Annotated in this window: 24 protein-coding genes; 5 read left to right on the top strand and 19 right to left on the bottom strand. The window is 72.2% G+C overall.

The window, feature by feature from the left end; genetic code table 11:
- Window positions 1-24: 24 nt before the first annotated feature.
- Entirely contained in the window at window positions 25-483 is a 459-nt protein-coding gene (locus G6W55_RS04050) for a GNAT family N-acetyltransferase (RefSeq protein ID WP_175519377.1), read from the bottom strand.
- A gap of 653 nt (window positions 484-1,136) precedes the next feature.
- Between G6W55_RS04050 and G6W55_RS04045 the strand changes: the two genes are divergently transcribed.
- Window positions 1,137-2,165 carry an isopenicillin N synthase family oxygenase gene (locus G6W55_RS04045; RefSeq protein ID WP_175519376.1) on the top strand — a complete coding sequence of 343 codons (1,029 nt, stop codon included), beginning with the start codon at window positions 1,137-1,139 and terminating at the stop codon, window positions 2,163-2,165.
- A gap of 40 nt (window positions 2,166-2,205) precedes the next feature.
- Here the strand turns inward: G6W55_RS04045 and G6W55_RS04040 are convergent, their stop codons facing one another.
- The gene (locus G6W55_RS04040) at window positions 2,206-3,306 is read right to left on the bottom strand and encodes a citrate synthase 2 (protein ID WP_175519375.1); all 1,101 of its coding nucleotides are present in this window, start codon (window positions 3,304-3,306) and stop codon (window positions 2,206-2,208) included.
- A 238-nt stretch (window positions 3,307-3,544) separates the two neighbouring features.
- On the opposite strand from G6W55_RS04040, the gene pdxH reads away from it, so the two are divergent.
- On the top strand, window positions 3,545-4,234 hold the full coding sequence (gene pdxH, locus G6W55_RS04035; RefSeq protein WP_175519374.1) for a pyridoxamine 5'-phosphate oxidase: 690 nt from the start codon (window positions 3,545-3,547) through the stop codon (window positions 4,232-4,234).
- Window positions 4,235-4,255: 21 nt separating this feature from the next.
- Here the strand turns inward: pdxH and G6W55_RS04030 are convergent, their stop codons facing one another.
- From G6W55_RS04030 to G6W55_RS03970, 13 genes are all read right to left on the bottom strand, one after another.
- On the bottom strand, window positions 4,256-4,807 hold the full coding sequence (locus G6W55_RS04030) for a hypothetical protein (protein ID WP_217686487.1): 552 nt from the start codon (window positions 4,805-4,807) through the stop codon (window positions 4,256-4,258).
- Window positions 4,808-4,861: 54 nt separating this feature from the next.
- A complete protein-coding gene (locus G6W55_RS04025) occupies window positions 4,862-5,467 on the bottom strand; it encodes a TetR/AcrR family transcriptional regulator (RefSeq protein ID WP_175519372.1) in 606 nt (201 codons plus the stop codon).
- The gene (locus G6W55_RS04020) at window positions 5,455-6,189 is read right to left on the bottom strand and encodes an enoyl-CoA hydratase family protein (protein WP_175519371.1); all 735 of its coding nucleotides are present in this window, start codon (window positions 6,187-6,189) and stop codon (window positions 5,455-5,457) included. Before G6W55_RS04020 ends, G6W55_RS04025 begins: the two co-directional genes overlap by 13 nt.
- Entirely contained in the window at window positions 6,186-7,754 is a 1,569-nt protein-coding gene (locus tag G6W55_RS04015) for a 4-coumarate--CoA ligase family protein (protein ID WP_175519370.1), read from the bottom strand. Before G6W55_RS04015 ends, G6W55_RS04020 begins: the two co-directional genes overlap by 4 nt.
- Window positions 7,755-7,782: 28 nt before the next feature.
- Complete coding sequence (locus G6W55_RS04010; RefSeq protein ID WP_175519369.1) at window positions 7,783-8,925, bottom strand: acyl-CoA dehydrogenase family protein; 1,143 nt, start codon at window positions 8,923-8,925, stop codon at window positions 7,783-7,785.
- 54 nt (window positions 8,926-8,979) lie between these two features.
- Entirely contained in the window at window positions 8,980-10,842 is a 1,863-nt protein-coding gene (locus tag G6W55_RS04005; protein WP_175519368.1) for a biotin carboxylase N-terminal domain-containing protein, read from the bottom strand.
- An 11-nt stretch (window positions 10,843-10,853) separates the two neighbouring features.
- On the bottom strand, window positions 10,854-12,452 hold the full coding sequence (locus G6W55_RS04000) for a carboxyl transferase domain-containing protein (RefSeq protein WP_175519367.1): 1,599 nt from the start codon (window positions 12,450-12,452) through the stop codon (window positions 10,854-10,856).
- Window positions 12,449-14,134 (bottom strand): acyclic terpene utilization AtuA family protein, encoded by a 1,686-nt coding sequence (locus tag G6W55_RS03995; RefSeq protein WP_175519366.1) that lies wholly within the window; start codon window positions 14,132-14,134, stop codon window positions 12,449-12,451. The genes G6W55_RS04000 and G6W55_RS03995 overlap by 4 nt, the downstream gene beginning before the upstream one ends.
- Entirely contained in the window at window positions 14,131-14,928 is a 798-nt protein-coding gene (locus G6W55_RS03990; protein WP_175519365.1) for a TIGR03084 family metal-binding protein, read from the bottom strand. Before G6W55_RS03990 ends, G6W55_RS03995 begins: the two co-directional genes overlap by 4 nt.
- A 103-nt stretch (window positions 14,929-15,031) precedes the next feature.
- The gene (locus G6W55_RS03985; protein WP_175519364.1) at window positions 15,032-15,367 is read right to left on the bottom strand and encodes a hypothetical protein; all 336 of its coding nucleotides are present in this window, start codon (window positions 15,365-15,367) and stop codon (window positions 15,032-15,034) included.
- A 25-nt stretch (window positions 15,368-15,392) separates the two neighbouring features.
- Window positions 15,393-16,328, bottom strand: a complete 936-nt coding sequence (locus tag G6W55_RS03980) for an EamA family transporter (RefSeq protein ID WP_309243623.1) — start codon at window positions 16,326-16,328, stop codon at window positions 15,393-15,395.
- Between the two features lie 96 nt (window positions 16,329-16,424).
- Window positions 16,425-17,576 (bottom strand): peptidoglycan bridge formation glycyltransferase FemA/FemB family protein, encoded by a 1,152-nt coding sequence (locus G6W55_RS03975; protein WP_175519362.1) that lies wholly within the window; start codon window positions 17,574-17,576, stop codon window positions 16,425-16,427.
- Between the two features lie 129 nt (window positions 17,577-17,705).
- Window positions 17,706-20,585 (bottom strand): FAD-binding and (Fe-S)-binding domain-containing protein, encoded by a 2,880-nt coding sequence (locus G6W55_RS03970; protein ID WP_175519361.1) that lies wholly within the window; start codon window positions 20,583-20,585, stop codon window positions 17,706-17,708.
- Between the two features lie 108 nt (window positions 20,586-20,693).
- On the opposite strand from G6W55_RS03970, the gene serC reads away from it, so the two are divergent.
- On the top strand, window positions 20,694-21,812 hold the full coding sequence (serC, locus tag G6W55_RS03965; protein WP_175519360.1) for a phosphoserine transaminase: 1,119 nt from the start codon (window positions 20,694-20,696) through the stop codon (window positions 21,810-21,812).
- Window positions 21,813-21,867: 55 nt separating this feature from the next.
- Here the strand turns inward: serC and G6W55_RS03960 are convergent, their stop codons facing one another.
- From G6W55_RS03960 to G6W55_RS03950, 3 genes are read right to left on the bottom strand one after another with little or no spacing between them, the layout of a single operon-like run.
- Window positions 21,868-22,044, bottom strand: coding sequence for a DUF397 domain-containing protein (locus tag G6W55_RS03960; RefSeq protein WP_175519359.1), 177 nt, complete (start codon window positions 22,042-22,044; stop codon window positions 21,868-21,870).
- Between the two features lie 38 nt (window positions 22,045-22,082).
- A complete protein-coding gene (locus G6W55_RS03955) occupies window positions 22,083-22,259 on the bottom strand; it encodes a DUF397 domain-containing protein (protein WP_175519358.1) in 177 nt (58 codons plus the stop codon).
- Complete coding sequence (locus G6W55_RS03950) at window positions 22,256-23,125, bottom strand: helix-turn-helix transcriptional regulator (protein WP_175519357.1); 870 nt, start codon at window positions 23,123-23,125, stop codon at window positions 22,256-22,258. Before G6W55_RS03950 ends, G6W55_RS03955 begins: the two co-directional genes overlap by 4 nt.
- 138 nt (window positions 23,126-23,263) lie before the next feature.
- Here G6W55_RS03950 and G6W55_RS03945 point away from each other — a divergent pair, with 138 nt between their 5' ends.
- Window positions 23,264-23,680 carry an ATP-binding protein gene (locus G6W55_RS03945; RefSeq protein ID WP_175519356.1) on the top strand — a complete coding sequence of 139 codons (417 nt, stop codon included), beginning with the start codon at window positions 23,264-23,266 and terminating at the stop codon, window positions 23,678-23,680.
- Window positions 23,661-23,936: a hypothetical protein gene (locus G6W55_RS03940; protein WP_175519355.1), complete on the top strand. Its 276-nt coding sequence runs from the start codon at window positions 23,661-23,663 to the stop codon at window positions 23,934-23,936. Before G6W55_RS03945 ends, G6W55_RS03940 begins: the two co-directional genes overlap by 20 nt.
- Here G6W55_RS03940 and G6W55_RS03935 read toward each other — a convergent pair.
- Window positions 23,926-24,774 carry a helix-turn-helix transcriptional regulator gene (locus G6W55_RS03935; protein WP_175519354.1) on the bottom strand — a complete coding sequence of 283 codons (849 nt, stop codon included), beginning with the start codon at window positions 24,772-24,774 and terminating at the stop codon, window positions 23,926-23,928. The genes G6W55_RS03940 and G6W55_RS03935 overlap by 11 nt on opposite strands.
- Between the last annotated feature and the right edge of the window lie 13 nt (window positions 24,775-24,787).

Below are 24,787 nucleotides of genomic sequence, written 5' to 3'. Positions count from 1 at the left end.
GATTGCGGAGGAAGTTCGCGGACGTCAGCCGCGGGGCGACACGCTCGCCAGCCGCAGGTCGACCCATTCGTCGTGCTCGCCGTCCAGCACGTACCGCTCGGTCTCGACGAAGCCGCGCGCCGCCGCGAACCGCAGCCCGTCCTCGTTCACGGCCAGCACACACGTCTCGACCGCCCCGGCGCCCAGCACGCGCGCGTGGGCGAGCGCGTGCTCGTACAGGGCGCCGCCGTAGCCGCGGCGGCGGTGCGCGGGCAGCACGCGCGCGATGACGGTCGCGGGCCCGCCCTCGCCCTGCGGCGGGCGGACCGTGGAGCAGCCGACGAGGACGTCACCGGCGTAGGCGTTCTCCAGCCGGTAGCGGCCCGCCCGCTCCCGGACCTCCTCCAGGGAGAGCGCGGCCGGCGGGACGATCACGTTGTGGACGTGCCGCCAGTCCTCCAGGGCGGCCTCGCCGTCGACGGCCTCGATACGCAGATCAGTCATGGCGGCAGGGAACCGTGCGCCCACGCGCGCGTCAATGCGTTTCCGCGTGCCGTCGCGTTCGCCCCGCGAAAAGTTCGCTTCCCGAAAAAACGGTTGATGGTGCGGCGAGGCCGTTCTTAAGGTGGGCAGCACACTGAAAGGAGGTGGTTCGGCAGATGTATGAGAACCGGACGCGTGAGGTGGCTGCGGGCTAGCGGCCCGTCACCACATCCAGTGCGGTGCCGGACCAGCACGTGTGAGACGCGTGCAGCCGGCCAATCCGACGCAGTCACCCGACCCGCGAGTCGCCGGTACGTCCGGCCGGCCCTCCCCTGGGAGGACCCGACTCGCGGGTCGTCTGCGTTTTTCGGCGGCCATGGGCGGCCCAAGCGGAAGATCTTCGGGACGTGGCGGGCGTCACGGAGAGATCTTTCGGCAGGCAGTAGGGTGGGGACATGCTTGCGCTCGTTCGACGCCGCCACGTGGACTACGTCCGCGTCACAAGCATGGGCTGTCGACGCTCCTTCTGAGCCGTCCGGCCACCTTCACGGTCACAGCCGTCCGTCCGCCGCTCTCCGTTCCCCGTTCTCCGTTCTCCGGGCGGCGTTCGTCGCGGCTCACCCGGCTCATCCGCCGCATCCCCTCTCCCGTCCTCCCACCGCACGGACACAGCAATGACGAACGCGTCGACGACTCCGTCGTACCAGCAACTTCCGATCATCGACCTCTCGGCCGCCGACGGCGGGCCGCAGGCGCGTGCGCTGCTGCACGCGCGGTTGCACTCCGCCGCCCACGACGTCGGCTTCTTCCAGCTCGTGGGGCACGGCGTGCCACCGGAGGAGACGGAGCGGCTGCTCACCGCCATGCGCGCCTTCTTCGCGCTGCCGGAGGCCGACCGGCTCGCGATCGACAACGTGAACTCGCCGCACTTCCGGGGCTACACCCGCACCGGCGACGAGCGCACCGGCGGGCGGCAGGACTGGCGCGACCAGCTCGACATCGGCGCCGAGCGGCCGGCCCGCGCGCCAGGGCCGGGCGAGCCCGCGTACTGGTGGCTGGAGGGCCCGAACCAGTGGCCCGCCGCACTGCCCGAGCTGCGCACCGCCGCGCTGGCCTGGATCGACCGGCTCAGCGCGGTCGCCGAGCGGCTGCTGCACGAACTGCTCGCCTCGATCGGCGCGGCCCCCGACTTCTACGACGCGGTGTTCGGGGAGCGGGCGCATCCGCATCTGAAGCTGGTGCGCTACCCGGGCAGCGCGGGCGACGGCTCGGGCCAGGGCGTGGGCGCGCACAAGGACTACGGCTTCCTGACGCTGCTGCTCCAGGACCGGATAGGCGGGCTCCAGGTGCAGCGCGAGGACGGCCGGTTCCACGACGTGCCGCCGCTGCCGGGCGCCTTCGTGGTCAATCTGGGCGAGCTGCTGGAGGTGGCGACCGACGGGTATCTCGTCGCCACCAACCACCGGGTGGTGTCCCCGCCGAGCGCGGTCGAGCGGTTCTCCGTGCCGTTCTTCTACAACCCGCGGCTGGACGCGCGCGTGGAGCCGCTGGTGTTCCCGCACGCGTCGGCCGCGCCGGGCGTGACGGACGATCCGGCCAACCCGCTGTTCGCCGAGTACGGCTTCAACGAGCTGAAGGGCAAGCTGCGGGCGCATCCGCTGGTCGCCGAGCGGCATCACGCGGAGCTGCTCAGCCCCGCGTGACGGCTCGGTCCGTGCGGATCGCGGTTCAGCGGATCGCGGTTCAGTGGTTGGTGTCCGCGTAGCCCTCGATCTCCTGGGGGCCGCGGGCGCCGGGGCCGATGTAGCGGGCGGACGGGCGGACCAGGCGGCCGGTGCGCTTCTGTTCGAGGATGTGGGCGGACCAGCCGGCGGTGCGGGCGCAGGTGAACATCGAGGTGAACATGTGCGCCGGTACCTCGGCGAAGTCGAGCACGATGGCCGCCCAGAACTCGACGTTGGTCGCGAGGACGCGGTCCGGGCGGCGGGCGTGCAGCTCTTCGAGGGCCGCCTTCTCCAGCGCCTCGGCGATCTCGAAGCGGGGTGCGCCCAGCTCGCGGGCGGTGCGGCGCAGCACGCGCGCGCGGGGGTCCTCGGCGCGGTAGACGCGGTGGCCGAAGCCCATGAGGCGTTCGCCGCGGTCCAGGGCCTGCTTGACGTAGGCGGTGGCGTCGCCGGTGCGCTCGATCTCCTCGATCATGCCGAGGACGCGGGAGGGCGCGCCGCCGTGCAGCGGCCCCGACATGGCTCCCACGGCGCCGGAGAGGGCCGCGGCGACGTCGGCGCCGGTGGAGGCGATCACACGGGCCGTGAAGGTGGAGGCGTTCATGCCGTGCTCGGCGGCGGACGTCCAGTAGGCGTCGACGGCGGCGACGTGCTTGGGGTCGGGCTCGCCCCGCCAGCGGATCATGAAGCGTTCGACGACGGACGCGGCCTTGTCGATCTCGCGCTGCGGCACCATGGGGCGGCCCTGTCCGCGGGCGGACTGGGCGACGTAGGAGAGGGCCATGACGGCGGCCCGGGCGAGGTCGTCGCGGGCCTGCTCGGCATCGATGTCGAGGAGCGGTTTGAGGCCCCACACGGGGGCGAGCATGGCGAGCGCGGACTGCACGTCGACACGGATGTCGCCGGAGTGGACCGGGATGGGGAAGGGCTCGGCGGGCGGCAGACCGGGATTGAAGGCGCCGTCGACGAGCAGCCCCCAGACGTTGCCGAAGGAGACGTGGCCGACCAGGTCCTCGATGTCGACGCCCCGGTACCGCAGGGCGCCGCCTTCCTTGTCCGGTTCGGCGATCTCCGTCTCGAACGCGATGACTCCTTCGAGCCCGGGTACGAAGTCGGACATCGGGCGGCTCCTCGTGATGTGGGCGACGGATGGCGCCGGCGGGATCCGCGGTCCGGTGCACGCGAGGTGCGGGACTCGCGGTCATGGGCGGTCACCCCGGTGATGCCCCGTGCGGCCGACGGTCACCCACCTGGGATGGTCTCCACACCATATCCCTGAGTGTCACCTTTGGGGAGTGGTTGCGGCACTCAGTGCCACCTTTGCCGGGGTGCCGGTCCGCGCGGGCCGATACGGCAGGATGACCACCGTGACCGACGCACACGCCGTCTCCTCCGGCCCCGCCCCCGATCCCGCCGCCATGCGCAAGCAGTACCGGGCGGAGGGGCTCACCGAGGCGGACCTGGCCGCCACGCCCGTGGAGCAGTTCGCGCGCTGGTTCCGGGAGGCGGCCGTCGAGGCCCATCTGTTCGAGCCGAACGCGATGATCGTGTCCACGGCGGACGCGGAGGGCCGGCCCGGCTCTCGGACGGTGCTGCTGAAGCAGTTCGACGAGCACGGCTTCGTCTTCTACACCAACTACGACTCGCGCAAGGCGCGGGACCTCGCCGAGAACCCGTACGTCTCGCTGCTCTTCCCCTGGCATCCGATGGAGCGGCAGGTAATCGTGCGCGGGGTGGCCCGCAGGACCGGACGGGACGAGACCGCCGCGTACTTCCGCAGCCGCCCGCACGGCTCCCAGCTCGGCGCCTGGGCGAGCGGGCAGTCGTCGGTGATCGCGGGCCGGGCGGACCTCGACGCCTCCTACGCCGAGCTGGTCGCCCGCTATCCGGAGGGCGAGCAGGTGCCGGTGCCGCCGCACTGGGGCGGTTTCCGGGTGGCGCCGGAGTCGGTGGAGTTCTGGCAGGGGCGGGAGAACCGGCTGCACGACCGGCTGCGGTACGTGGCGGAGACGGACGGCGGCTGGCGCGTGGAGCGGCTCAGCCCCTGAGCGCTCCGCAGCGGCGGGCGGTCAGATCTTGCCCGCGAGGAACACCGTGCGGTGGCCCGGCCAGAACGCGGCCATCCGGGCGCGGAACGCCTCGCTGAGCCAGGGCCAGTTCCAGAACTCCAGGCCGAGGTGGGCGAAGGCCATGTGGTCGTCGGACCAGTCCCAGGCCGGGATCGGGACGGTCGCCCCGCACGCGGGGCAGTCGACCGCGCCCTCGCCGGTGCCGTGCCAGCGGTCGGCCTCGGCGGAGAAGAGCGAGTGGTCGGCGACGGCAGCCGCGCAGCGCGGGCACCGGGCGGACGGCGCGTCGGAGTCGTGGTGGTTGCTCCAGAAGACATGGCGTTCGGTGTGGACGACGACCCCTTCCGGGGAGCCCCAGCGGGCGTTCTCCACGGCCTTGTGCCAGTGCGGGCCCGGCGGATGCGCGGGGTGTTCGCTCAGGCCCCAGCCGGGCTCGGCGTCGGCGAGCACGATGCCCTCGGCCACCAGCCAGTCGACCAGCGGGCGGGCGAGGCGCGAGGCGTCCTCGGGCGTCGCGTCACGGTCGACGACCGTCTGGAATGTGTCACCCATGCCGGCCACCGTAGGCGAGGGCACCGACAACGAGGGCGGCGCCTGGGGAGGCACTCAGCCGAGCGCGTCGTCCAGCAGCCGTGCCCACTGCGCCACGACCCGCTCGCGGCGGCCCCCGTCGTCGGTGAGGAGGTTGGCGAGGCCGAGGCCGCGGGCCATGTCGAGGAGGCCCTGCACGCTCTCACGGACGCCGGGCACGGACTCGTCGGCGGCGAGGAGATCCACGGCTATCCGGTGCGTCTCGCGGCCGACGCGGGCCTCCAGCTCGGTCACGCGCGGGCCGAGCTGCTCCTCGTGGGAGGCGGCCACCCACAGGTGCAGGGCGGCCCGGAAGAGAGGGCCGGTGTAGAGGTCGACCAGGGCGGAGACCACCGCGTGCCGGTCGGCGCCGCCCTCGGGGAAAAGGGCGCGCAGGGCCGTCGAGCGTTCCTCCGCGACGTACTCGACGGCGGCGGTGAACAGGTCCTCGCGGGTGGGGAAGTGGTGCTGGGCGGCGCCGCGGGAGACCCCGGCCCGCTCGGCGACGGCCGAGACCGTGGAGCCCGCCCAGCCGTGTTCGGCGAGGCAGGCCACGGCGGCCTCCAGGAGCCGCTGCCGGGTGGCCCGGCTGCGGTCCTGCTTGGGGGCGCGGTCGCGGTCGACTGCGCTCACAGCACCCATGCGGGATCCCGTCGTTCGAGGAAGGCCGTCATCCCCTCGCGGGCCTGCGGGGAGGCGAACAGCCGGGCCGAGAGCGCGGTGAGCTGGGCCGCGTCCCGGTCGAAGGTCTCCAGCACCCTAGCCGTGAGCAGCCGTTTCGTCTCGGCCAGGCCCTGCGGTGCGGCTCTGCGCAGACCGTCGAGGACGGGCGCGAGGACGGCGTCCACGTCGTCACCCGCGGCCGTGAGCAGCCCCGCGCGGGCGGCCTCGGCGGCGTCGAAGCGTTCGCCGGTGAGGTAGTGCCGGGCGAGGGCGCGCGGGTCGGTGCGCGGGAGCAGCGGCAGGGAGATCACCGCCGGGGCCACGCCGATACGGACCTCCGTGAACGCGAACGTCGACGTGGTGGAGGCGGCGGTGATGTCGCAGGCGGCGAGCAGGCCCATGCCGCCGGCCCGGACGTGCCCGGTGACCCGGGCGACGACCGGCAGGGGCAGCTCCACGATCCGGCGCAGCAGGCCCACGAACGCGTCCGGGTCGGGCGGATCGCGCAGATCGGCGCCGGCGCAGAAGGTGCCGCCGGTGTGGGTGAGGACGACCGCCCGCACCTGGGGGTCGGCGGCGCAGTCGGCGAGGGCGTCGGCCAGGGCGCCGACCAGGACGGACGAGAGGGCGTTGCGGGTGTCCGGGGAGTCGAGCGCGAGGGTCTCGATCCCGCGCTCCCTGGCGCGCGCGAGGACGGTCATGCGGTCTCCCTGAGATGGCGGCGCAGGATCTTTCCGCTGGCGGCCCTGGGCACGGCGTCGATGAAGGTGACGTGGCGGACGCGCTTGTAGGGGGCGACGCGCTCGGCGACGTACATCGCGACCTCGCCCTCGGACAGGTCGGCGGCGGTCGGCTGGCGGACCACGAAGGCGTGCGGGCTCTCGTTGCCGTCGTCGTCGTAGACGCCGATGACGGCGGCGTCGGCGATGCCGGGGTGGGTGAGCAGCAGTGCCTCCAGCTCGGCCGGGGCGACCTGGAACCCCTTGTACTTGATGAGTTCCTTGACACGGTCGACGACGAACAGCCAGCCGTCGTCGTCGACGCGTCCGATGTCGCCGGTGTGCAGCCAGCCGTCGGCGTCGATCATGTCGGCGGTGGCGTCGGGCCGGCCCAGGTAGCCCTTCATGATCTGCGGGCCGCGGATGAGGATCTCGCCGCGCTCGCCGGGGCCGAGGTCCTTGCCGGGGTCGTCGAGGGAGACGATCCGCATCTCGGTGCCGGCGATGAGCCTGCCGACGGTGCCCGCGGGGGCGTCGGTCATGGCGTCGAGCGGGACGACATGCGTGCCCGGGGACAGCTCCGTCATGCCGTACGCCTGGCCGACCGGCGGCAGGCCGAGGCGCTCGGAACACGCGGCCGCGAGGGCGGCGTCCAGCGGGGCGGCGGCGCTGATCACGTACTTCAGGGACGACAGGTCGTACTGGGCGACCGCCGGGTGCTTGGCGAGGGCGAGGACGATCGGCGGCGCCACGTAGAGCGCGGTGATGCGGTGCTTCTGGATGGCCCCGAGGAACGTCTCCAGTTCGAAGCGGGGCAGGACGACGACGGTGGCGCCCTGCCGCAGCGGCGCGTTCATCAGAGCGGTGAGGCCATAGATGTGGAAGAACGGCAGGACGGCGAGGACGCGGTCGCCGGGGGCCGCCGAGATCGCCGGGGCGAGCTGGTCGAGGTTGGTGGCGATCTGCCGGTGGGTGAGCATCACGCCCTTGGGGACCCCGGTGGTCCCCGACGAGTACGGCAGGGCCGCCACGTCCTCGGTCGGGTCGACGGCGACCTGTGGCTCAGGGGCGGTGGAGGCGAGCATGTCGATCAGCGAACGGTGGCCGGGGGCGCTGTCGCAGACGAAGATCTCCTCGACGCCGCCGGCCAGGTCGGCGGCCCGCCGTGCCGTCTCAAGGAGCGGGGAGACGGTCACGATCCAGCGGGTGGCCGAGTCCTTGAGCTGCTTGGCGAACTCCTCCGCCGTGGCGAGCGGATGCACGGTCGTGACGGAGGCGCCCGCGCGCGTGGCGGCGTAGAAGGCGAGGGGGAACGCGACGGTGTTGGGGCTGTGCAGGGCGAGGACGTCGCCCTTGCGGACCCCGGCCTCGGCGAGCGCCGCGGCCACCCGCCGGTGGAAACGGTCGAGTTGGTCGTAGGTGAGGGTCGTGCCGTCCGCGCCGTCGATCAGCGCGGGCGTGTCACCGAACTCGGCGGCCCGGCCCAGCACCGCGTCGTGGATGGGGAGTTCTACGGGCGGTACGTCTGCGTACTGGCTGCGGAACATGGTTCCTCCTGGCACGACGGTGTGCTGACTAGTACGACTTGGGCAGGCCCAGCGTTTGATGCGAGATGTAGTTCAGAATCATCTCCCTGCTCACCGGCGCGATGCGAGCCACGCGTGAGGCCGTGATGAGCCGGGCGAGGCCGAACTCGGTCGTCAGACCGTTGCCCCCGAGGGTGTGCACGGCCTGGTCGACCGCCTTCACACACGCCTCGCCCGCCGCGTACTTGGCCATGTTGGCGGCTTCGCCCGCGCCGATGTCGTCCCCCGCGTCATACAGATGGGCCGCCTTCTGCATCATCAGCCGGGCCAGCTCCAGGTCGATGTGGGCCTGCGCGAGCGGGTGCGCGATGGCCTGGTGGGCGCCGATCGGCGTCTTCCAGACGGTGCGGTCACGCGCGTACTCGATCGCCTTCGCCAGGGCGAAGCGGCCCATTCCGATCGCGAACGCGGCCGTCATGATGCGCTCCGGGTTGAGGCCCGCGAAGAGCTGGAGCAGCCCCGCGTCCTCGTCGCCCACCAGCGCCTCGGCCGGCAGCCGTACGTCGTCCAGGACCAGCTCGAACTGCCACTCCTGGCTCTTGAGTTCCATCTCGATCCGGCGGCGCGAGAAGCCCGGCGCGTCCCTCGGGACGATGAACAGAGCGGGCTTGAGCCGGCCCGTGCGGGCGTCCTCCGTGCGGCCGACGATCAGGGTGGCGTCCGCGATGTCCACACCGGAGACGAACACCTTGCGGCCGGTGAGCACCCAGTCCGTGCCGTCACGGCGGGCCGTGGTGGTGATGCGGTGGCTGTTGGACCCGGCGTCGGGCTCGGTGATCCCGAAGGCCATCAGCCGGCTGCCGTCCGCGAGGGCGGGCAGCCACTCCCGCTTCTGCGCGTCGGTGCCGAAGCGGGAGATGACGGTGCCGCAGATCGCCGGGGAGACGATCATCATCAGCAGGGGGTTGCCGGCGGCGCCCATCTCCTCCAGGACGAGGGAAAGTTCGGTGATGCCGCCGCCTCCCCCTCCGTATGCCTCCGGCAGGTTGACGCCGATGTAGCCGAGCTTGGCCGCCTCCTGCCAGAGGGCGCGGTTGTCCGTTTCCTCGCCGGGGGTGGAGTGGCTCTTGGCGAAGGCGGATACCGCTGCGCGGAGTGCCTTGTGCTCGTCGGATTCGATGTGGGTGGTCACTGTGCTCCTTCGGCTGCGGCTTGTGTGTGGCTGGTCGCGCAGTTCCCCGCGCCCCTAAGGGTTGGTTGCCTCGACCACGGCCAAGAGGGCGCCCAGGGTCACCTGTTGGCCTTCTGTGACCGGTAGGGACGTGAGCGTTCCTGTCGCCGGGGCCGAAATGACGTGTTGCATCTTCATCGCTTCGAGCCAGACGATCGGTTCACCGGCCTGGACACCCGATCCGGTGACAAGGCCGTCCGCGATCTTGACGACCGTGCCGGGCATCGGGGCCAGCAGGGAGCCCGGGGCGCGCTGGGCCTGCGGGTCGGGGAAGCGGGGCAGGGCGGTGAGGGTGGTGCCGTTGACGTGGACCTGGTCGCCGTAGCGGGCGACCTCGAAGCGGTGCCGTACGCCGTCGGTCTCCAGGACGACCAGGGCGGGGCCGGCGTGCACGACCTGGACGCCCTCGGCGGTCAGGCCGGTCCGGCCGTGCGCGTAGGCGACCTCGGTCTCCTCACCCGCGACCGCGTAGCGCTTGCGCTGCGGCTGGGACGGCAGGTTGCGCCAGCCCCCGAAGCGGGATCCGGTGCTCGCCTCCGCCAGCGCGGCGGCGAGCGGGGCGAGGGCGGTGACCGGGTCGGCGGCCGGGGTGGTGAGGTCGGGCAGATGGCGGTCGTAGAAGCCCGTGTTCATACGGGCGGAGGTGAACTCCTCGTGGCGCAGGGAGCGGACGAGGAGGTCGCGGTTGGTGACCGGACCGTGCAGGGTGGTGCGTTCCAGTGCTCCGGCGAGCCGGCGGATCGCCTCCGCGCGCGTGGGCGCGTGGGCGACGATCTTGGCGAGCATCGGGTCGTAGTGGACGCCGATCTCGTCGCCGTCGCCGAAGCCGGTGTCCAGGCGGACGCCGGCGGGGACGGCCAGGCGGTGCAGGGTGCCGGTCTGCGGGGTCCAGCCGATCGCGGGGTCCTCGGCGTACAGGCGTGCCTCGACGGCGTGCCCGCGCGCGGGGGGCGGTTCGGCGGGCAGGGCGTGGCCCTCGGCGATCCGGATCTGCTCGGCGACCAGGTCGAGCCCGAAGACGGCCTCGGTGACGGGGTGTTCGACCTGGAGGCGGGTGTTCATCTCCAGGAAGTGCGCGCGGCCGTCGGCGACGAGGAACTCGACGGTGCCCGCGCCGACGTAGTCCACCGCGCGCGCGGCGCGTACGGCCAGCGCGTGCAGTTCGGACGTGAGTTCCTCGCTCAGGCCGGGCGCGGGCGCCTCCTCGATCACCTTCTGGTGGCGGCGCTGGAGGGAGCAGTCGCGGGTGCCGAGCGCCCACACCGTGCCATGGGTGTCGGCGAGGATCTGCACCTCCACATGGCGGCCGTGCTCCACATAGGGCTCGACGAAGACCTCGCCGTCACCGAAGGCGCTGGCTGCCTCGGCGCGCGCGGCGTCGAGCGCGGCGGCCAGCTCCTCCAGACGGCGCACGATCCGCATCCCGCGCCCCCCGCCGCCCGCGGCCGCCTTGACCAGCACCGGCAGATCGGCCTCGGTCACCGCGTCGGCGGCCAGGGGCGCGAGGCCCATCAGTTCCTTCGCGCGGGTCTTGGACGCCATGGCCTCGATCGCCTCGGGCGGCGGCCCGATCCACACCAGGCCCGCGTCGAGCACGGCGCGCGCGAAGTCGGCGTTCTCGGACAGGAAGCCGTACCCGGGGTGCACGGCGTCCGCGCCCGCGGCGACGGCCGCCTTCACGACCAGGTCGACGCGCAGATACGTGTCCGAGGGCGCGGCCCCCGGCAGCCGTACCGCGGTGTCGGCCACACGCGTGTGGAGCGCGTTCTCGTCGGCGTCGGAGTGCACGGCGACCGTGCGGATCCCGGACGCGCGGCAGGTGTCGAAGACCCGGCAGGCGATCTCGCCCCGGTTGGCGACGAGCACAGAAGTGATCACTGGTAGGTCCCTCACATCCGGAAGACGCCGAAGCCGCCGCGCGCACCCTCGTACGGCGCCGTGTGGACGGCCGACAGACACAGGCCGAGGACGGTGCGGGTGTCACGCGGGTCGATGACACCGTCGTCGTAGAGCCGGCCCGACAGGAACATCGGCAGCGACTCCGACTCGATCTGCTGCTCGACCATCGCGCGCAGCGCCGCGTCGCCCTCCTCGTCGTACGGCAGCCCGCGCGCGGCGGCCGACTGGCGGGCGACGATCGACAGGACGCCGGCGAGCTGCTGCGGGCCCATGACGGCGGACTTGGCGCTCGGCCAGGCGAACAGGAACCGGGGGTCGTAGGCGCGGCCGCACATGCCGTAGTGGCCGGCGCCGTAGGAGGCGCCGAGCAGGACCGACAGATGCGGGACCTTCGAGTTGGAGACCGCGTTGATCATCATGGCGCCGTGCTTGATGATGCCGCCCTGCTCGTACTCCTTGCCGACCATGTAGCCGGTGGTGTTGTGCAGGAAGAGCAGAGGGATGTCGCGCTGGTTGGCCAACTGGATGAACTGGGCGGCCTTCTGGGACTCCGCGCTGAACAACACGCCCTGGGCGTTGGCGAGGATGCCGACCGGATAGCCGTGCAGACGCGCCCAGCCGGTGGCGAGGCTGCTGCCGTACAGCGGCTTGAACTCGTCGAAGTCGGAGCCGTCGACGATCCGGGCGATCACCTCACGCGGGTCGAACGGCGTCTTGAGGTCCCCGGGGACGATCCCGAGCAGCTCCTCCGGGTCGTACTTGGGCGGCTCGGCCGGGCCCGGATCACCGTACGCCTTGCGGTGGTTGAGCCGGGCGACCACCCGCCGGGCCTGCCGCAGCGCGTCCCGCTCGTCGACGGCGAAGTAGTCGGCGAGACCCGACACGCGCGCGTGCATCTCCGCGCCGCCGAGGGACTCGTCGTCGCTCTCCTCGCCGGTGGCCATCTTCACCAGCGGCGGGCCGCCGAGGAACACCTTGGCCCGCTCCTTGACCATGATCACGTGGTCGGACATGCCGGGGACGTACGCGCCGCCGGCCGTGGAGTTGCCGAACACGACGGCGACGGTGGGGATCCCGGCGGCCGACAGCCGGGTGAGGTCGCGGAAGATCGCGCCCCCGGGGATGAAGATCTCCTTCTGCGAGGGCAGGTCGGCGCCGCCGGACTCCACCAGGCTGATGCAGGGCAGCCGGTTGGCGAGCGCGATGTCGTTGGCGCGCAGGGCCTTCTTCAGCGACCACGGATTGCTGGCGCCGCCGCGCACGGTCGGGTCGTTGGCCGTGATCAGGCACTCCACGCCCTCGACGACCCCGATCCCGGTGACGAGCGAGGCGCCGACCGTGTACTCGCTCCCCCAGGCCGCCAGCGGCGACAGCTCCAGGAACGGCGTGTCCGGGTCGAGCAGCAGCTCGATGCGCTCGCGGGCGAGCAGCTTGCCCCGCGCGCGATGCCGGTCGACGTACTTCGGACCGCCGCCCGCGAGCGCCTTGGCGTGCTCGGCGTCGAGGTCGGCCAGCTTGGCGAGCATGGAGTCGCGGTGGGCGCGGAAGTCGGGGCCGTTGGGGTCCAGCGCCGACGGCAGGACGGTCACAGCAGGTCCTCCGGGATGTCCAGGTGGCGGGAGCGCAGCCATTCGCCCAGGGCCTTGGCCTGCGGGTCGAAACGGTGCTGTGAGGCGACACCGGCGCCGAGGATGCCCTCGACGACGAAGTTGAGGGCGCGCAGGTGGGGTAGTGCGTGGCGGGTGACGGTCAACTCGCGGCTCTCCGGGAGCAGTTCCTTGAACCGCTCGACGGTGAGGGTATGCGCGAGCCACCTCCACGCCTCGTCGGTCCGTACCCACACTCCGACGTTGGCGTCCCCTCCCTTGTCACCGCTGCGGGCCCCGGCGACCAGCCCGAGCGGCGCGCGCCGCGACGGCCGTCCGGCGGGCGGCGGTTCGGGAAGGGGCGGTTCGGCTACGACGTCCAGGGCGAGGGTCTCGTCCACCGGGGCGACGGGAAGGCGGCGGCCGTCGGGCAGCACGGCGGTGTGCGGCACTTCGCCCTGCGGCACGTAGGCGGCCTCGAACACGCCGTAGGGGGAAGGCTTTCCGGGCGGGGCGAGGACGTGGAAGCCGGGGTAACTGGCGAGGGCCAGTTCGATGGCGGCGCCGGTCAACGTCCGCCCTACGACGGCTTGTTCGGGATCACGGACGACGAGTCGCAGCAGCGCGCTGGCGGTCTCCTCGGTACCGGCGTCGGCCTGGTCGGTGCGGACGAGATCCCAAGTGGCGTCCTGGGGCCTGGACTTGGCGAAGGCGTCCTCCATCTGCCCCTGCACCAACGCGGCTTTCTCCTCCACGTCGAGGCCGGTGAGGACGAAGGTGACCTCGTTGCGGAAGCCGCCGAGCCGGGTGCGGCCGACCTTGAGGTCCGGGGGCGGTGCCTCGCCGCGCACGCCGTCGATGCGGACCCGGTCGGGCCCGTCCGGGGTGAGCCGTACGGTGTCCAGGCGGGCGGTGACGTCAGGGCCGGCATACCGGGCGCCGCCGGTCTCGTACAGGAGCTGGGCGGTGACCGTGCCGACGTCCACGAAGCCGCCGGTGCCGGGGTGTTTGGTGATGACGCTGCTGCCGTCGGCGTGGAGTTCGGCGAGCGGGAAGCCGGGGCGGCGGACGTCTCCGTCGCGGAAGAAGGCGTAGTTGCCGCCGGTGGCCTGCGTGCCGCATTCCAGGACGTGCCCGGCGACGACGGCCCCGGCGAGCCGGTCGTGGTCGGTGCGGGACCAGCCGAAGTGGGCGACGGCGGGACCGGTGACGAGGGCCGCGTCGGTCACGCGTCCGGTGACGACGACGTCCGCGCCCTCGCGCAGACAGGCGGCGATGCCGAAGCCGCCGAGGTAGGCGTGGGCGGTGAGGCTGCCGGGGTGGCGGGCACCGAGGTCGTCGCCCTCGACGTGAGCGACGCGTACGGGGATGCCGAGGCGGTCGGCCAGCACGCGTACGGCGTCGGCGAGTCCGGCCGGGTTGAGCCCGCCCGCGTTGGTGACGATCCGCACGCCGCGCTCGCGGGCGAGGCCGAGGGTGTCCTCCAACTGGCGCAGGAAGGTGCGGGCATACCCGGCGGAGGGGTCCTTCAGTCGGTCCCGGCCGAGGATGAGCATGGTGAGTTCGGCGAGGTAGTCGCCGGTGAGGACGTCGAGTTCACCGCCGGTGAGCATCTCGCGGAGGGCGTCGGCGCGGTCGCCGTAGAAGCCGGAGAAGTTGCCGATGCGGAGGGGGGCGGCGGTCATGCGTCGTCGCCTCCCTTGGGCGCACGGCCGGCGCCGGGCGGGCCCGCGAACGCCTGGGCGATGTCCAGCCAGCGGTCCGCGTCCGCGCCGGTGGCGGTGAGGGCGAGGTCGGAGCGGTGGGCACGCTGGGTGACGAGGAGACAGAAGTCGAGGGCGGTGCCGGTGACGCGGTCGAGGGCGTCGTCGGGCCCGAAGGTCCACAACTCACCGTTTGGGGAGGTGAGTTCGATCCGGAACTCCTCCATCGGCGGGGCGAGGTCGTGCACGATGTGGGCGAAGTCGCGGGTGCGGACGCCGAGTCGGACGATGTGCCGGATGCGGTCGGTGGGGGCGACGGTGACACCGAGGGCGTCGGCGACGTCGAGTCCGTGCGCCCAGGTCTCCATCAGGCGGGCGGTGGCCATGGAGGCGCAGGACATGGGCGGCCCGTACCAGGGGAATCTGGCGCCGTCGGGGGCGGCGCGGAGCGCCTCGTCGAGCGCGGCCCGCCCTTCCCGCCAGCCGCTCAGCAACGCGGCGACGGACTGCCGTGCCCCCTCCTCGGCCCCCTCGTCCACGAAGGAGCCGGGGGTGGTGAGCGCCTTCTCCACCAGCGCGTGGAAGGCGTCCACGTCGGTGACGGCGAGCAGGGCGGAGTGGTCGGTCCAGGCGAGATGCGCGATCTGATGAGCGACGGTCCATCCGGGCGCGGGCGTCTCCCGGCCCCACTCCTCCGGCCCCAGCTCGGCCACGAGGGCGTCCAGGGCGTCACTCTCGGCACGCAGATCATCGATGACGGGCGTCGGGTCGGCCATGGGGGGAGCTTGGCAGCGGTCCCGGAAACAATCAAGCGTGCTTGCATGAATTTGTTCCGGAGACCACGCCAGGCCGGCCGACCGAGGAGACCGGCGTCCCGCGTCAGTAGTCGGTGAGATCCACGACGACATCGCAGTGCGGATCGTCGGAAGGCTGGTGCAGATGCTCGTTCGCCAGGAACGCCGGGGACACCAGGGAACCGAGCAGGCCAGGGCCTGTACGACTGATCAGCACGTCCACGCCGTATGTGCGGCCCCGTTCAGGCGAACGGAAATAGAGGCGCATGCGGTCGTCGCCCGTGATGACCGCACCGATGAACAGCGGCTTCCACGGCACGTGCGTGGTGACGAAGGAGCGCACGAGATCGAGCAGTCGGCCTGCGGCCACCTGTTCGATGTCTGGTTCGGGAGGATTCACGTCTTGGCCCATGCCGGACACTTGTTCCCCCGTTGGCTGGAGTTCGTCAAGAGGTGATTTTGGGGGCTCGGCGTCCCACCTGGGTCCTGACCGCGCCCATGCTCGCCGCGATGACCAGGGCGATCGCCGCCGCCTCCGTCGCCGTCAGGGACTGGTTCAGGATGAAGAAGCCTGCCGTGGCCGCGATGGCCGGTTCCAGGCTCATCATGATGGCGAAGGTGGGGGCGGGGAGGCGGCGGAGGGCCAGGAGTTCGAGGGTGTAGGGGAGGACCGAGGACAGGACCGCCACCGCCGCGCCGAGGCCCAGCGTCACCGGGTCCAGCAGCTTCGTGCCGGACTCCGCGAGGCCCAGCGGGAGGAAGAGCAGCGCACCGATCGCCATGGCGAGGGCCAGCCCGTCCGCCTGGGGGAAACGGCGTCCCGTACGCGCGCTGAAGACGATGTACGCCGCCCACATCCCGCCCGCCGACAGCGCGAACGCCACGCCCAGGGGGTCCAGGTTCCCGAAGCCTCCGCCGCCGCCCAGCAGGAAGACACCGGCCAGCGCCAGGCCCGCCCAGATCAGGTTCACCGCCCGGCGGGAGACCGCGACCGACAGGGCCAGCGGGCCCAGGACCTCCAGGGTGACCGCCGTGCCCAGCGGGATGCGGTCCACGGACTGGTAGAAGAGGCCGTTCATCGCGGCCATGGTGATGCCGAAGACGATCACCGTGCCCCAGTCGGTACGGGAGTGCCCCCGCACCCGGGGCCGGCAGACCACGAGCAGGATCACCGCCGCCACCAGCAGCCGCAGCGCCACCACCCCGAGCGCGCCCGCGCGCGGCATCAGCGTCACCGCCAGCGCGCCGCCGAACTGCACGGAGATGCCCCCGGCGAGCACCAGGCCCACGGGACCGAGGGAACCCCGGCGGCCGGTCTCGGGGAGGGTCGCCGCAGAAGCGGAGACGGAGGCGGAGACGGGCGCGGTGTCGGGGACGGTCACGGTGGGTCCTGGAGGGTTCTCGTAGGTCGACGACGATCGTCCGTCTCGACGATCGTTCATCTCGATGTACTGCCGAGTCCAGGCTAATAGACTTCGTCAGGAGTGTGAACCCATTACACCTCTGTCTCGGTACCTGAGATACAGAACGAACGCGCGATGCAGCAGCCGGTTCAGCGGAAAGTCCCACTCCCCCAGGTACTCCACCGCCTCCCCGCCCGTGCCCGCCTTGAAGCGGAGCAGGCCGAGCAGGTGGTTGGACTCCTCCAGGGTGTCGGTGATGCCCCGCAGGTCGTAGACGGCGGCGCCCGCCTCGTGCGCGTCGCACATCATGCGCCACTGCATCGCGTTGTTGGGCTGCACCTCGCGCCTGCGGGCGGTGGAGGCGCCGTAGGAGTACCAGACGTGCGTGCCGACCGTCAGCATCGTCGCCGCCGCGAGGACCTCGCCGTCGTGATGGGCGAGGTAGAGCCGCATACGGTCGGGGTGCTCGGCGTTCAGCGCGGTCCACATGCGCTGGAAGTAGGGCAGCGGGCGCGGGACGAACCGGTCCCGCCCGGCGGTCTCGACGTAGAGCGCGTGGAACGCCGGCAGGTCCTCCGGGCCGCCCCGGACCACCTTCACCCCGGCCTTCTCCGCCTTCTTGATGTTGCGCCGCCACTGCTGGTTCAGGCCGCCCTGGATCTCCTCCAGCGACCGCCCGGCGAACGGCACCTGGAAGACGTACCGCGGCTGCCCCGCCGCGAAGCCGTCCTCACCGCCCGCCTCGGCCTGCCGCCAGCCGGCCCCGCGCAGCCGTTCGGCGACGGCCGGGGCGCCGGGCTCCACGGAGGTCGGCTCCGCGTCCCCCAGCCGGTGCGCGTCCGGGTCGGCCACGGCCGCCTTGACGGCGTCCGCACTCCAGCGCCGTACGACGACGGGCGGGCCCATCTTCACCGAGAACGCGCCCCGCGCCCGCAGATGCGCCAGCATCGGGTCCAGCCAGCGTTCCACCAGATCGGGCGCGGACCAGTCCACGACCGGACCCTCGGGCAGATAGGCGAAGTATCTGCGCAGCCTCGGCAGCGGCCGCAGCAGCACCAGCCCCACGCCCACCACCGCCCCGCGCTCGTCGAACCAGCCCAGGCTCTCCGCCCGCCAGTCCGGCTTCACGTCGCCCCAGGCGGGGATCTGCATATGGCTGACGGAGGGGCGGGCCGCGACGAACGCCAGATGCTCGTCACGGGTGATGGGCTGGACACGCAGACGCATACGCCGGGCTCCCTCGGATCGGATGAACGCGCTGAACACGCCGTCACAGGACGTCCGTACGGTCGCCCCGGCCCAGGTAACCAGCTCCGCCGCGCTCGACTCCGCAGGCCCGTGACGCCTGCGTGTCCCTCACCCACCGTCCCCCGACGCGTCCAGCGCCGCCGCCAGCACCTCCGCCAGATGCTCCCCGCGCACCCCCGCCACCTGCTCCAACTGCGTCCGGCAGGAGTACCCGTCCGCCAGGACCACCGCACCGGGCGGCGCCGAGCGCACCGCCGGCAGGAGCTGTTCCTCCGCGCAGGCCACCGACACCTCGAAGTGGCCCTTCGTGAAGCCGAAGTCGCCCGCGAGCCCGCAGCAGCCGCCGCTCAGCTCACCGGTGACACCGGCGGCCGCGCGCAGCCGGCGGTCGGCCGCGTCGCCGAGGACGGCGTGCTGGTGGCAGTGGGTCTGGCCGACCGCGGGACGGCCCACGCGCGGCGGCCGCCAGTGCGGGGCGTGCCGCTCCAGCGTCTCCGCGAAGGTCAGCACCCGGGCGGCGAGCGCCGCGGCCCGCGGATCGTCCGCCAGCAGCTCGGGCAGATCGGTGCGGAGCGCTGCGGCGCAGCTCGGCTCCAGGACCACCACCGGCGCGGCCGTCTCCAGCACCGGTTCCATCAGGTCGAGCGTGCGCCGCAGCACCGCGCGCGCCCGGTCGAGCTGGCCGGTGGAGACGTACGTCAGCCCGCAGCAGACCCGCTCCCGGCGCCCGCCGAGCAGCACGGCCGCCAGGGCGATCGGGGACCTCGTGCGCCCGTCGCCGACCGGCCGCCCGCGCATCCGCAGCGTCGGCGGCAACGCCACCCGCAGCCCGGCCGCCTCCAGCACCCGCACGGCGGCGCGCCCGACGGAGGGCGACAGATGCTCGGTGAAGGTGTCGGGCCACAGCACGACGAGGTCCTCGCCGGACGCGGGCCGCCGACGGCCCCACCACCGGCTGAACGTCTCCCCCGCCAGCCGCGGGATCCCCCGCTCCGGGGCGATGCCGCCGACCGCCTTCGCCAGCCGGGCCAACGGCCCCACGGCGGCCAGCGCGTTGACGAGGGACACCACACGCGTACGGGACGCCCAGCGCAGCCACTGCGGGAGTCGGCCCATGCTGAGGTGCGCGGCGGGGCGGCGGCGTCCGGCGTAGTGGTGGTGCAGGAACTCCGCCTTGTACGTGGCCATGTCCACGCCCACCGGACAGTCCGTCCGGCACCCCTTGCACGACAGGCACAGGTCGAGCGCGTCGCGCACCTCGGGAGACCGCCAGCCGTCCGTCACCAGCTCACCGGCGAGCATCTCGTGCAGCAGACGGGCCCGCCCGCGCGTGGAGTGGGCCTCCTCGCCCGTCGCCCGGAACGACGGGCACATCACGGCGGCCCCGGACACCTCCGTCGTACGGCATTTCGCGACCCCGACGCAGCGCCGTACCGCCGCCGAGAAGTCGCCGCCGTCGGACGGGTAGCCGAAGACCACGTCGACCGGTTCGCGGGGCAGGACGGCGAAGCGGAGGTTCGAGTCGAGGGGCGCGGGCCGGACCAGCATGCCGGGGTTGAGGAGGTCGTCCGGGTCCCAGACGGCCTTGGCTCGCTCGAAGAGGGCGACCAGCTCGGGCCCGTACATCCGCGGCAGCAGCTCCGCGCGCGCCTGCCCGTCGCCGTGCTCCCCGGACAGCGAACCGCCGTGCGCCACCACCAGGTCGGCGAGTTCCTCGGAGAAGACCCGGAACCGGCTGACGCCCGCCGCGGTCAGCAGATCGAAGTCGATCCGGACGTGGATGCACCCGTCCCCGAAGTGCCCGTACGGCGTCCCGCGCAGCCCGTGCCCGGCGAGCAGCGCCCGGAAGTCGCGCAGATAGGCGCCCAGCCGGGCCGGCGGCACCGCGCAGTCCTCCCAGCCGGGCCACGCCTCGGACCGGTCCGGCATCCGGGTCGCCGTACCGCTCGCGTCCTCCCGGATCCGCCACAGCGCCCGCTGCCCGGCCGGGTCGGTGACGACGTCCGCGTCCACGGCGTCCGCCGCCCGCACGACCGTCTCCGCACGCGCGCGTGCCTCCGCCGCCGTGTCGCCGCCCGTCTCGACGAACAACCACGCCCCGCCGCGCGGCAGATCGGCCGGGGCCGGCACCAGGTCGGCGGCCATGCCCTCCACCGTCAGCGGGTGGTACGGCAGCAGCCCGGCCGCCGCCTCCGCCGCCGCGCTCTCGTCGGCGTACCCCAGCACCGCGAGGGCACGCGCGCGTGGGGCCCGTACGAGGTCCACGACGGCCTCCGTCAGCACGCCGAGCGTGCCCTCCGAACCGCAGAGGGAACGGGCCACGTCGGCGCCGTTCTCGGGCAGCAGCGCGTCCAGCGCGTATCCGGAGATACGGCGGGGCAGGTCGGGGAAGCCGGTGCGCAGGCGCGCCAGTTCGGCGTCGACCAGGGCCCGCAGCCCGTCCGGCGCTCCGGACCACCCCCGGCCCGGCCGCAGGCGCTCCCCGCGCGCGGTGACGACGGCCAGCTCGCGCACGCTGTCGGCGGTCGTCCCCCAGGCCACCGAGTGCGCGCCGCACGAGTTGTTGCCGATCATCCCGCCGAGCGTGCAGCGGCTGTGCGTGGACGGGTCGGGCCCGAACCGCAGCCCGTGCGGGGCGGCGGCCTCCTGGAGCCGGTCGAGGACCAGCCCCGGCTGCACGACGGCCGTACGCGTGCCGGGATCGAGGGCGAGCAGCCGGTTCATGTGCCGGGTGAAGTCCAGCACCACGCCCGTCCCGGTCGCCTGCCCCGCGATCGACGTCCCGCCGCCGCGCGCCACCACCGGCACGCCGTGCTCCCGGCACACCTCCAGTACGGCGGCCACGTCGTCGGCGTCCCGGGGCGCGACGACGCCGAGCGGCACCCGGCGGTAGTTGGAGGCGTCCATGGTGACCAGGGCCCGGGCCGTGACGCCGAACTCCACGTCACCCCGGACACCGGCGCGCAGCGCGGCTTCCAGATCCGTCATGGGTGCCAGCAAATCAGCCCACCCGGTGTTCGCCTCCCACGACGAAACGCCGTCTCACCCGACGGACGAGGTTTCGCCGAGGTTTCCTCCACCGGCTAACCTCCCTTCGTGGCTGAGATCCGGATTCCCGCTGACATCAAGCCCGCCGACGGTCGATTCGGCGCGGGCCCCTCCAAGGTGCGGACGGAAGCGCTGGACGCGCTGGCCGCGACCGGCACCTCCCTCCTGGGCACCTCCCACCGCCAGGCGCCCGTCAAGAACCTGGTCGGCCAGGTGCGCGAGGGCATCTCCGAGCTGTTCTCCCTCCCCGAGGGCTACGAGGTGATCCTCGGCAACGGCGGCTCCACCGCGTTCTGGGACGTCGCGACGCACGGTCTGATCGAGAACAAGTCGCAGCACCTCACGTTCGGTGAGTTCAGTTCGAAGTTCGCGAAGGCCGCCAAGCTCGCGCCCTGGCTCGCCGAGCCCACCGTCGTCTCCTCCGACCCCGGCACGCACCCCGAGCCGCGGGCCGAGGAGGGCGTCGACGTCTACGCCTTCACCCACAACGAGACGTCCACGGGCGTCGCGGCCCCCCTGAAGCGGGTCGCGGGCGCGGACGCGGGCTCCCTCGTCCTGGTGGACGCCACCTCCGGCGCGGGCGGCCTCCCGGTCGACATCGCCGAGACCGACGTCTACTACTTCGCCCCGCAGAAGTCCTTCGCCTCCGACGGCGGCCTGTGGATCGGCGTGTTCTCCCCGGCCGCGATCGAGCGCGCCGAGCGGATCCACGCGTCCGGCCGTCACATCCCGGAGTTCTTCTCGCTGCCGACGGCGATCGACAACTCCCGCAAGAACCAGACGTACAACACCCCTGCGCTGGCCACGCTGTTCCTGCTGAACCAGCAGTTGGAGTGGATCAACGGCCAGGGCGGCCTCGCCTGGTCCACGGCCCGTACGAAGGACTCCTCCTCGCGGCTCTACTCCTGGGCCGAGGAGTCCAAGCACGCGACGCCCTTCGTCACGGACCCGGCCAAGCGGTCCCAGGTCATCGGCACGATCGACTTCTCGGACGAGATCGACGCGGCCGCGATCGCCAAGGTGCTGCGCGCCAACGGCATCGTCGACACCGAGCCCTACCGCAAGCTCGGCCGCAACCAGCTCCGCGTCGCGATGTTCCCGGCGATCGCCCCGACGGACGTCGAGTCCCTCACGCAGTGCATCGACTACGTGATCGAGAAGCTGTAGCACTCCGCTCGGGGACGGGAAAGGGGCGCCTGGTGATCTGTCACCGGGCGCCTTTTCAGAACTGCGCGATGAAGGCCCGCCAGCCGTCGCGGGAGACGGTGAGGAGGGGGCCGTCGGTCTGCTTGCTGTCGCGGACGGCGTGGCCGTCGCCAGTGGTGGGGGCCACCTCGACGCAGGCGTTCTCCTGCCCCGAATAGGAGGACTTGCGGAATGGGCCCACGAGCTCAGTCATAGTCGATCTCCCTCGGGGTGGTCAGGAAGCAGCAGCGCTCAGAACTGCGCGATGAAAGCCCGCCAACCCTCACGGGACGCGGTGAGGAGAGGGCCGTCGGTCTGCTTGCTGTCTCGGACGGCGCGGCCGCCGGGGGCGGTGTCGGCGACCTCGACGCAGTTGCTTTCCGCCTGCGAGTACGACGACTTACGGAAGGGGCCTATAACCTCGGTCACGATGCGTCATCCTTCAAGCTCCGCAGTACGCCCCGGATGAGCTGAACGCTCGTGTCCGGCGCCAGTGCCGACGATCGTAGTAGGTCGTACATGTTGGCGTAAGCCGTGAGGTCTTCCGATCCCTCCAGGACCGAGGTGCCCCGCAGGTTCTCCAGGGCCACCGCTTCGACCACCGGCTCGGCATCGAAGCTGAAGGTGGAGAAGGCTGAGGTCACCGCTCCGAGTACCCCTGTGCTGTAGGGCAGCACCTGCACGGTGACGTTCTTCCGCCGGGCGATCTCAAGGAGTGCGGCGAGTTGCTCGCGATGAACATCAGTGCTCACCAAGGGATGTGCGATGACGGACTCCCAAAGGATCGCGGAGTACGTTGCCCCGCCCTCCTCGATCTTTGACTGCCGTCCCTCCCGTACCTTCAGCAACTGGGCAACACGGTCCGGCGCGATGTAGTTGGGGCTTCCCTCCGTGATCGCCGCGGCATAGGCCGGAGTCTGCAGAAGCCCCGGGACGAGCACCGGCTGCCACTCCCGGATGTACGTCGCGTCGTCCTCAAGGGCGATGTGGTCGACGTAGTCCGGGCGCAGGTGGGCGGCATGCTCCAGCCACCAGCCTCGATTCTTCGAGTGCTTGGCCAACTCCTCCAGCTTGGCCCGCACTTCCGGATCCGTGACGCCGTACGCGTCCAGCAGCAACCGCACCTCGATGACCCGTGCGGTGACATGCCCGCTCTCAAGTCTGCTGACTCGCGCCTGACTTGCCGCGATGATCTCCGCAGCTTGCGGCTGATCGAGCTTCGCGGCATGCCGGTACTGCTTGAGTGCCGTTCCCAGACGCCGACTTCGTACGGTCGGCCGTCCGCCTGCGGGCATGGAATCTCCCCTCGCCGGCGGCAACGATGCCACACAGGCCACCATGTTCGAGAGCTCATCACTCGATCGTGTAGACAACTGCATGCATTCACTTGAGATGGTCACACTGAAGACGAATTCACCTCTAGCTTCGTCCTCGTGCCAACGACCAAGACCTTCCTCATCCCCCAGCGCAGACGACACGTGTCAACAGCCCGGCAGAACGTGCGCGAGGCCCTGGCCGGCTGGGGGATCGCCGATGAACTCACCGACGACGTGGTCCTCTCGGCCGGAGAACTCGTGGCCAACGCCGTGACCCACGGCCGGGTGTCCCACGCCCAGGTCAGGGTCACGCTCACCTTGCAGGGGCCGTATCTCTTTCTGGAGGTCCACGACCCCGACCGGGACCGGCTCCCGGAACTGCGGGCCTGCGACCCGGACGCCGAGAGCGGACGCGGCCTCGCGCTCGTCGGGCGGCTGGCCCACGGCTGGGGACACGCCCAGCAGCGGTTCACGAAGTGCGTGTGGGCGCGCTTCCTGCTCCCGGAGGGGTCGCGTGTTCCGGCGGATCTATGAGGTGCTGACCCGGCGGCGGACAGAGGTTGAACCGCCTTCCCTCGCCGAGGAGGTCAGGGCGCCGGACCCGTACGTATGGCGACTCCCCGACCCGTACGAAGCCCGCTGGCGCCGGTGGGCCAAGCGCTCCCGGGCGGCCGGGTACCGGCTGCCGTTCCCGGCCGAGGACGCCTGCTGGCAGACACCGGCCCGCCCGGCCGGGCCCCGCTGGACGACGACCGACGACGTGGTGCGGCCGTACGTCCTCAGACCTTGATGCTTCGGCGGACGCGGGCGATGACTTGCTGGGCGTCCGTGCCGAAGACCGCTGACTCGGCGAGGGTGTCCCAGACGCGGCGGTAGAGGGCAATCGTTTCGGCGTCGTCCAGCCAGAGTTCGGCGTGCCAGTCCTCGACGGCGACCATGCGGTCGTCCAGCATGCAGAAGGAGTTGGCCGGCGGGAGGCGCAGGGCGCTGTCCAGGGGGACGATCCCGAGGTGGACGGTGTCCATGCCCACCATGCCGAGGAGCCGGTCCAGTTGGGCCACGAGCACCTCCGGCGGGCACACCTGGGCCCACAGGGCGCCCTCCCACATGAGGAGCTTCAACTGCTTGCCCGGCCGGTACAGCCACTCCTGCCGTCTCATGCGCGCCCGCACCGCGTCCTCGGTGTCCCGCGGGGAGCACCGGAGGTCCGTGTAGCGGTCGAAGACGTGCCGTGCGTAGTCGGCCGTCTGGACCATGCCGCTGATCGTGCTGTTCTCCCACATGAGGAGGGTGCGGGACTCGTCCACGAGGCTGTTCCAGCGCTCCTGGACCGGGCCGTGGCCCGCCGCGAGCTGGCGTCGCCAGGAGCGGATGTGGCTCTCGAAGCCCTTCAGCCGGGCGCGCAGTTCCGCGAACGCGGCAGGCTGCCCGACGGCCTCCGTCCATGCGCGGAGGTCGTCGTCCGTCGGGGTCTGCCTGCCGTTCTCCAGTTTGCTGACCTTCGACTGCGGCCACCCCAGCCGCTGGGCCAGTTCGGTGCCGGTGAGCCGGCCATCAGGGCACTCGGCACGCAATTCCCTGAGTCTTCGGCCCAGTTCCTCACGCGCCCTCTGATAGTCCGTGCTCACCGGTATCCGCTCT

The sequence above is a fragment of the Streptomyces sp. CAI-85 genome, assembly GCF_013363615.1.
In the GTDB taxonomy this organism is placed as follows: Bacteria; Actinomycetota; Actinomycetes; order Streptomycetales; family Streptomycetaceae; genus Streptomyces; species Streptomyces antibioticus_B.
Note: the sequence above shows the minus strand (reverse complement) of the source record. Positions and strands in the feature narration are given on the sequence as shown.

What these genes read in the sequence shown, in the direction of transcription:
- G6W55_RS03950 (WP_175519357.1), bottom strand. Translation starts at nt 23,125, where the DNA reads ATGCCCGCAGGCGGACGGCCGACCGTACGAAGTCGGCGTCTGGGAACG.
- G6W55_RS04030 (WP_217686487.1), bottom strand. Translation starts at nt 4,807, where the DNA reads ATGGGTGACACATTCCAGACGGTCGTCGACCGTGACGCGACGCCCGAG.
- G6W55_RS04015 (WP_175519370.1), bottom strand. Translation starts at nt 7,754, where the DNA reads ATGTTCCGCAGCCAGTACGCAGACGTACCGCCCGTAGAACTCCCCATC.
- G6W55_RS04045 (WP_175519376.1), top strand. Translation starts at nt 1,137, where the DNA reads ATGACGAACGCGTCGACGACTCCGTCGTACCAGCAACTTCCGATCATC.
- G6W55_RS04025 (WP_175519372.1), bottom strand. Translation starts at nt 5,467, where the DNA reads ATGGGTGCTGTGAGCGCAGTCGACCGCGACCGCGCCCCCAAGCAGGAC.
- G6W55_RS03975 (WP_175519362.1), bottom strand. Translation starts at nt 17,576, where the DNA reads ATGCGTCTGCGTGTCCAGCCCATCACCCGTGACGAGCATCTGGCGTTC.
- pdxH (WP_175519374.1), top strand. Translation starts at nt 3,545, where the DNA reads ATGACCACCGTGACCGACGCACACGCCGTCTCCTCCGGCCCCGCCCCC.
- G6W55_RS03960 (WP_175519359.1), bottom strand. Translation starts at nt 22,044, where the DNA reads ATGACTGAGCTCGTGGGCCCATTCCGCAAGTCCTCCTATTCGGGGCAG.
- G6W55_RS03970 (WP_175519361.1), bottom strand. Translation starts at nt 20,585, where the DNA reads ATGACGGATCTGGAAGCCGCGCTGCGCGCCGGTGTCCGGGGTGACGTG.
- G6W55_RS04020 (WP_175519371.1), bottom strand. Translation starts at nt 6,189, where the DNA reads ATGACCGTCCTCGCGCGCGCCAGGGAGCGCGGGATCGAGACCCTCGCG.
- G6W55_RS04040 (WP_175519375.1), bottom strand. Translation starts at nt 3,306, where the DNA reads ATGTCCGACTTCGTACCCGGGCTCGAAGGAGTCATCGCGTTCGAGACG.
- G6W55_RS04050 (WP_175519377.1), bottom strand. Translation starts at nt 483, where the DNA reads ATGACTGATCTGCGTATCGAGGCCGTCGACGGCGAGGCCGCCCTGGAG.
- G6W55_RS03990 (WP_175519365.1), bottom strand. Translation starts at nt 14,928, where the DNA reads ATGGCCGACCCGACGCCCGTCATCGATGATCTGCGTGCCGAGAGTGAC.
- G6W55_RS03995 (WP_175519366.1), bottom strand. Translation starts at nt 14,134, where the DNA reads ATGACCGCCGCCCCCCTCCGCATCGGCAACTTCTCCGGCTTCTACGGC.